The 7,390-nt window shown below is 55.3% G+C and carries 4 protein-coding genes and 1 pseudogene; 1 reads left to right on the top strand and 4 read right to left on the bottom strand.

Features of this window, described 5'->3' with window-relative positions:
• Nucleotides 1-496: 496 nt before the first annotated feature.
• The 4 genes and pseudogenes from D5269_RS04820 to D5269_RS04805 form a co-directional block, all read right to left on the bottom strand.
• A complete protein-coding gene (locus tag D5269_RS04820) occupies nt 497-2,353 on the bottom strand; it encodes an ABC transporter ATP-binding protein (protein WP_120483833.1) in 1,857 nt (618 codons plus the stop codon).
• Nucleotides 2,353-4,080, bottom strand: a complete 1,728-nt coding sequence (locus tag D5269_RS04815) for an ABC transporter ATP-binding protein (protein WP_016314902.1) — start codon at nt 4,078-4,080, stop codon at nt 2,353-2,355. The genes D5269_RS04820 and D5269_RS04815 overlap by 1 nt, the downstream gene beginning before the upstream one ends.
• Complete coding sequence (locus D5269_RS04810) at nt 4,077-4,526, bottom strand: MarR family transcriptional regulator (RefSeq protein WP_016314903.1); 450 nt, start codon at nt 4,524-4,526, stop codon at nt 4,077-4,079. The genes D5269_RS04815 and D5269_RS04810 overlap by 4 nt, the downstream gene beginning before the upstream one ends.
• A gap of 215 nt (nt 4,527-4,741) precedes the next feature.
• Nucleotides 4,742-4,900, bottom strand: a pseudogene (locus D5269_RS04805) (flagellin); the annotation flags it as partial.
• An 898-nt stretch (nt 4,901-5,798) separates the two neighbouring features.
• Between D5269_RS04805 and D5269_RS04800 the strand changes: the two are divergent.
• The gene (locus tag D5269_RS04800; protein WP_243126629.1) at nt 5,799-7,361 is read left to right on the top strand and encodes an ABC transporter substrate-binding protein; all 1,563 of its coding nucleotides are present in this window, start codon (nt 5,799-5,801) and stop codon (nt 7,359-7,361) included.
• Nucleotides 7,362-7,390 lie beyond the last annotated feature (29 nt).

Raw genomic sequence — 7,390 nt, 5'->3', positions numbered from 1 at the left:
AGTTTTACTCGATTTTTTCCAAAAAATCGCGGTTTCCAAGGGCAGTGAGGCAACGGAAGTTTGGGTTCCAGCCCGAACTTCCGGGGCGCAAGCGCCCTTCTTCGGGGGTCTTCTCGGGCTTTCAGCCCGAAGCGCGCTTCGCGCGACGCCCCCTCAGTTTGCCTTACGGGCGAGGGGTCGGTGACCCCTCCCCGTAGGCCCCTCCCTTCCGGGCTGGGCGCCGCTTTTTTCCAAAATTAAAGTTTTACTCGATTTTTTCCAAAAAATCGCGGTTTCCAAAGGCAGAGCCTTTGGTCGCTCATCGCAATGAGCGAAATACTTTATCCTGTGAAGCGCGTTTTTCGGGTGAATTGCCGCGAAGCGGCAAGAGGGGGCTTTTTGCAAGTGAAAAAGCCCCCTTGCATAAAGAAATACGGAACAGGTTCTAAGAGGAAGGCCGGCACTGCTCTATGCGGTGCCGGCCTGAGAGGGTCGTTTTTTTAGTTACCGATCGTAGTCAGTCCAGTTCAACCGCGCCGGTATAGAGCTGGTAGTATCGGCCTTTCTGTTCGAGAAGGTCGTGATGGGTGCCGCGCTCGATAATCTGTCCATGTTCCATAACCATGATAGCTTTGGAATTACGGACAGTTGAGAGCCGATGCGCGATAACGAACGTTGTGCGCCCCTGCATCAAACGGTCCAGTCCATGCTCGATATGGCGTTCGGTCCGGGTATCGACCGAGCTGGTCGCTTCATCCAGAATCAAGATCGGCGCGTCTGCAACCGCTGCTCGTGCGATGTTCAGAAGCTGCCGCTGGCCTTGGCTGAGATTTGCGCCGTCCCCTTCGATCACGGTATCGTAGCCTTGGGGCAGGCGGGTGATGAACGAATGTGCACTTGCAAGGCGGGCTGCCTGTTCGACCTCCTCATCGGTGGCAGAAAGACGGCCATAACGGATGTTTTCCCGTACAGTGCCGGTAAACAGGTGGGTGTCCTGCAACACGACCGACATTGCTTCGCGCAGGCTGTCTTTTCGGATGTTGCGGATGTCGATTCCATCGACCGTAATCCTGCCCTGGTCGATGTCATAGAACCGGGTGAGCAGATTGATGATGGTGGTTTTGCCCGCACCGGTTGATCCCACAAACGCGATCTTCTGGCCGGGTTTTGCATAGAGGGAGATCTGTTTGAGAATCTGCTTTTCGGGGGCATACCCAAAGGAGACCTCCTCGAACCGCACATCCCCGGCAACGGGCACCCGTCCGGATGGTTTTCCGTCTTCGCCATACTGCTGCCAGAAAAAGTCATGCTCCTCCTGCACCAGCGTAGCGGCATACGGCGGATCAGGCTCTTCGGCGGGTTCGAGCATGACTTCATAAATCCGTTCTGCGCCCGCGATGGCGGTGATGACTGCATTGTACTGGCTGGAAGCCTCGGTGATCGGCCGCGAGAACTGGCGGGTGAGCTGGAGGAAAACGACCAGCCCGCCGACGCTCAGATATCCAAAGATCGAAAGCAGGCCGCCGATCATTGCAACAAGCGCATAATTGATGGTGGAAATATTCATCATGACCGGCATCATCAGGCCAGAATAGGTGAGTGCGGTAGTAGCGGTCTGGCGGAGGGCCTCGTTATATTCGTCAAATTCCGCAATCGCGTCCTGCTCGTGGCAGAACACCTTTACCACCTTCTGCCCGGTTATGATCTCTTCGACATAACCGTTGACCTTGCCGAGATTGGCCTGCTGCGCAACGAAATATTTACTGCTGCGTTTCATCAGGCTACCCGCCGCGAGGAACATAACAGGTGTCATCGCGAGGGTAAGCAGGGTGAGCACCCAGCTTTGACGCAGCATCAGGAAGAGGATACCGGCCAGGGTAATCACACTTGAAAAGAGGGAGGTCAGCGAATTGGCAAGCGCGTCGTTGAGGGTATCGACGTCATTCGAGAACCGGCTCATCATCTCGCCATGGGTGTGGGTGTCGTAGTAGCGGACCGAGAGGTCCTGGAGGTGATCGAACAGCTCCCTTCGCAGGTCATTGATCGAACGTTGGGTAGCGGAAAGCATCAGGCGGATTTGCAGGTAACTTGCGCAAACTCCGGCCAGATAGATGCACAGGAGGGTCAGGACCCCTTTGAGCAGTCCGGCAAACCGCGCGGCAACCGGGATTTGCTCCACCGGCTGTAAAAAGTTATCAATAATCGGCTGGAGCATGGCAGTCCCCGCCAGCGATGCGCCGATGTTCACGACCACCATAACCGCGGCCAGAAAGAGCATGGCTTTCCTGCGTTTGAGGTAGGACCAGACAAATGAGACTGACGCACCAAAATTTTTGGGCTTTCGGATGGCAGCGGGTTTGTTGTGAGGAGCCATTATGCATCCGCCTCCTTTTCCTGCTGGGAGTAGTAGATTTCCTGATATTCTTCGCTGGTTTTCATCAGCTCGTCATGGGTGCCGACTGCGGCGATCCGCCCGTCATCCAGGACGATGATCCGGTCGGCATCCCGCACCGAGCTGATCCGCTGCGCGATCAGGAAGGTGGTGGTATGCGCCAGCATCGTATGGAACGACTCCCGGATCCTGCTTTCGGTGGCGGTATCAACCGCACTGGTGCTGTCGTCGAGGATCAGGATGGGCGGTTTTTTGAGCATAGCCCGCGCGATGCAGAGCCGCTGTTTCTGTCCGCCCGACACGTTGACACCGCCCTGCTCAATCCAGGTGTCGTACCCATCCGGAAAACTGCTGATGAATTCGTGTGCCTGCGCCGCCTGCGCCGCGGCGACCACCTCTTCCTCGGTGGCATTTGGGTTGCCCCATTTCAGATTGTCGCGGATGGTGCCCGAGAAAAGCGTGTTTTTCTGGAGCACTACGCCGATCTGGCCGCGCAGTGAGTCCAGAGAATAGTCACGCACATCCCGGCCATCCACCAAGACCCGTCCGCCGGTCACATCATAAAGACGCGGGATCAGCTGGATCAGCGAGCTTTTGCCCGCGCCGGTCCCGCCGATGATCGCGACCACCTCGCCCGGCTTCGCCTCAAAGCTGATGCCCTCCAGGATATTCTCCGGATGCTTGGGATCGTATTTGAAGGATACATCCTCAAATTTGACCTCACCCTGGATCGGATATTCCCCGGCATGGATGGAATCGGTGAGATCGACAGTGGTGCGAAGCACCTCGGTGACGCGCTTGAGCGATGCGGACGCGCGGGAAAGGAGCACGAACATCATCGAAAGCATCATCAGGGACATGAGGATATGGAAAATATAGTTGATGAACGCAGTCATCTGCGCGACATCAAGCGATCCGCCGATCACCTGCTGACCGCCAAACCAGATAACCGAGAGGGTAGAAAGGTTCATGACCAGCATGAGCAGCGGCATATTCAGGATGACAACATTCATTGCGCGCAGGGATGCATCGGTAAGGCCATCATTGGAGGTGCGGAACTTCTGCTTTTCAAACTGCTGGCGGACAAACGATTTGACCACCCGGACATTGGTCAGGTTTTCCTGAACGCTGCCGTTCAAGCCATCTATCCGCTCCTGCATCTGGTTGAAGAGCGGGAATGCAGTGCGGATAATCAGCCCGAGCGCGATTAACAGTACCGGTATGGCAACCACAAGGATCATCGCCAGCTCGGGATTCATCCGCAGCGCCATCATCAGCCCGAAGAGGAACATGAGCGGTGCACGAATCAGGATGCGTAGGCCCATGATCGCGGAGTTTTGCAGCAGGGTCACATCGTTGGTGAGCCTGGTCGCGAGGGAGGCGGTAGAAAAATCGTCGATATTTTTAAAGGAAAACTGCTGCACCTTGGTGAACAGCCCTTTGCGCAGATTGGCGGCAAAACCTACGCCTGCGGTGGCGGAATGTTTCGCATTGCCGAACCCGGAGAAGATCGCAAAAACGGCGAGCAGGAGCATCACAGCGCCAATCCCGAGGATATAGGGGATATTCTGGCTCTGGATGCCGGCGCCAACGATATTGGACATCAGGATCGGCTGGAGAATCTCGCAGATCACGTCAAAGAGCATGAACAGAATGGCGATGACAACCGATTTCCGATAAGGTTTCAGATAGGGAAAAAGCAGTTTCAATCGGATCCCTCCAGTTTTTCTTTATAGTCGGTCAGGTTTTGCCGCATACGTCGGTAAAAATCCATCAGCAGCGAAAATTCTTCCTCTGAAAACCCGCAGTAGCTCTGGCCCGAAACCTCCCGAAGCCCCTGTTCGGCATAATCGGCAGAGGCTTTGCCGGCTTCGGTCAGCTCGATCCGGTTGGAGCGCAGATCGTCCGGATCAGGCACCCGCATAATCAACCCGGCTTTCTCCATCCGCTTGAGGGACACGGCGATCGAAGCGGGGGAAACACACAGCGACTTTGCGAGGTCCTTCTGGCTGCATCTTCCAAGCTGCCGCAGGGTAAAGAGCAGCGGTGGCTGCCCAAAGTGGATGCCCCGGTCGGAAAGCAGCTTGTTGAGGCACTGTTTTTGCAGTGCATGGATTTCCCAGTCCATCTGTAGGATACCGCATAGCGTTTCCAAGCGGACACTCCTTTCAGCGATAAAAAAATTAAACGGCTAATAATTAACCGTCTAACAGAATTGTATCCAAACAGGGGGGAGAAGTCAAGAAAATCCAAAAAAATTCACAAACAATTCAAGATTTGTTTGTGCGATTTCCCAAAGGAAACAGCCGGACGGTTTTTACCGTCCGGCTGTTTTGAAGAAAAGACACAGAAAAATGCTTACAACAATCCTTACTGGAGGAGCTGGAGCACGCTCTGGGGCTGCTGATTCGCCTGAGCGAGCATCGCCTGTGCAGACTGGGTAACCACGTTGACCTTGGTGTATTCCATCATCATCTTGGCCATATCGGTGTCGCGGATACGGCTGTTCGCGGCCTGGATATTCTCGGATTTTCCAAGTGCTGTACCATCCGCAGTAGTGAATACCAATTCTTTGTCCGTACCAGCATTGTCTGCGCCAACGATACTATTATTTGCTGCATTGCCGGTGCTGCCAAGCAGAACATTGCCAGCTTTCAGCTCGTATCCGTCACCTGCCTGATTCAGCTCAATCGTGATATTGCCGCCAGTCACAGTAGGATCTGCTGCCGCAGCCGCATCAAGCGCCGCCTGGATCGCATCCGCATTCAAACCGCTAGCATCTGCGGAAGCACCGTTACCATCTGCGTCGTCGAAAGTGAGTGCAGTCGCCCCGCTGAAGTCCGGCTTTTCAGGCGCATCAGCAACAGCCGCTTTAGCAGCGCCGGCAGCAGGCTCCTGCGCCTCAAGCACGACTTTCTGGAAGTCAAGTCCTTCTGTTCCAGTACCATCCAGTTCAACTTCAGTATTTTGATTCGCTTCAAACTTAGAACCTGTATTCATAATCAGAGGATGCCGGATGGGCGAGGGATTTTGCTGTCCTGCAAGGCGAAAAAACGCAGACAATACTTTGTGTATTGCAAGGTTTTTCAACGCAGCAGGCCGGCAAAAGACCCGCTCAGACGGTGTCGAATGGTTATGAATACAGGTTCTTAGATGGCGTATACGTATTTAACGCGTGTAGACGCTATCTAAAGTGGTTTTGCAAAAAAATTTTAAAAATCCTTTGGGGAATTTATATGGCCGGGCGCGGCTTGACAGATCGCCGGTTTTTCCTTATACTATTATAATAGAAGATAAAATAGCAGGTGCCATGAAGGTACAGTGCGGCGCAGCAGATGCCGCCTGATTCGTGGCGCTTTTTTGCGTCCTGGAAGGGTGAATACATTTGTTAAAACAGATTTTTGCAGGCATATTTACCGCCTGCCTCTTGGTATCCGGCTGCGCAGCCCAGAACAGTGTCTCGTCGGTTTTGGGGACTGTGGAAAAGGATACGGTTGTGGTGGCAATGGGGCCGAACTCCGAACCGGAAGCGGGCTTCGACCCGGTTTATGGCTGGGGTGCGGGCGAGCACGTGCATGAACCGCTGATCCAAAGCACCCTGACGGTGACCGGCAAAGACCTTGAGATTGGGTATGACCTGGCAGTTGCAGTGGATGCGAGTGCGGACGGGATGCTCTGGACGGTGGAAATCCGGGATGACGTCCGGTTTTCGGACGGGGAAAAGCTGACCGCCTCGGATGTCGCGTTCACCTATAATACGGTTAAGGCGGGCAGTTCGGTCAATGACTTCACAATGCTTGACCATGCCGAAGCGGTTGGGGATACGACGGTGTTGTTTCATATGTCGGAACCGTTTTCGATCTGGCCCTACACGATGGCAGTTGTGGGGATTCTGCCCGAGCACGCCTATGAACCGTCCACCTACGGGCAGCAGCCAATCGGTTCAGGACGGTACCTGCTTAGGCAGTGGGACCGCGGGCAGCAGGTGGTACTTGAGGCAAATCCCGATTATTATGGCGAGCAGCCCCGTATGAAACGGGTGACGATCCTGTTTATGGAAGAGGATGCTGCGTTTCTGGCGGCAAAGGCGGGACAGGTTGATCTGGCGTATACGGCGGCTTCGTATGCGGACCAGAAGGTTTCGGGCTACCAGCTGATGGCGGTCGAGACGGTGGATAACCGGGGATTCAACCTCCCGGCGGAGTATCCGGGCGTATTTCCGGAGGAAGATGGCGTGCCGGTGGGCAGTGCGGTGACCGGTGACCTTGCGGTGCGGCGCGCAATCAATATCGGGGTGGACCGTCAGGAGATGATCGAAAATGTTCTGAACGGCTATGGAACACCGGCTTACAGCGTCTGCGACCGGATGCCGTGGTACAATCCGGCGTCCGAGGTACCATACGATCCGGATGCTGCCGCCCGGCTGCTCGACGATGCAGGCTGGACAGCAGGGGCCGATGGTATCCGGGAGAAGGACGGGGTGCGCGCATCCTTCCACCTGCTTTATCCGGCGGGGGATTCGGTGAGGCAGGCGTTGTCCGCGGATTTTTCCAACCAGCTCGCAAAGCTGGGGATCGAAGCGGTCCTGGAGGGGGTTGGGTGGGATACCGCTTACGACCGCGCACTTTCCGAGCCGCTTGCATGGGGATGGGGTGCGCATACGCCGATGGAGCTGTACAACATCTATCATAGCAGGCCGGAGGGAGAGTCGGCGGTCTACTCCCCCTATTTTAACAGCAGGGTCGACCGCTATATGGACGCTGCGCTCGCGGCGGATTCCCTTGAGGAGGCTTACAGCTTGTGGAAGGCTGCCCAGTGGGACGGGGAAACCGGTGTGACCCAGCAGGGGGATATCCCATGGGTCTGGCTGGTGAACATCGACCATCTTTATTGGGTCCGGGACGGGCTGCGGGTTGCGGAACAGAAGGTTCATCCACATGGACATGGCTGGTCGATCGTCAACAATGTGGATCGCTGGAACTGGGACTAAAAAGAGGAGGATGCAAACTGGAAAGACGT

The organism is Anaerotruncus sp. 1XD42-93 (genome assembly GCF_009917605.1).
Taxonomy (GTDB): domain Bacteria; phylum Bacillota; class Clostridia; order Oscillospirales; family Ruminococcaceae; genus Anaerotruncus.
Note: the sequence above shows the minus strand (reverse complement) of the source record. Positions and strands in the feature narration are given on the sequence as shown.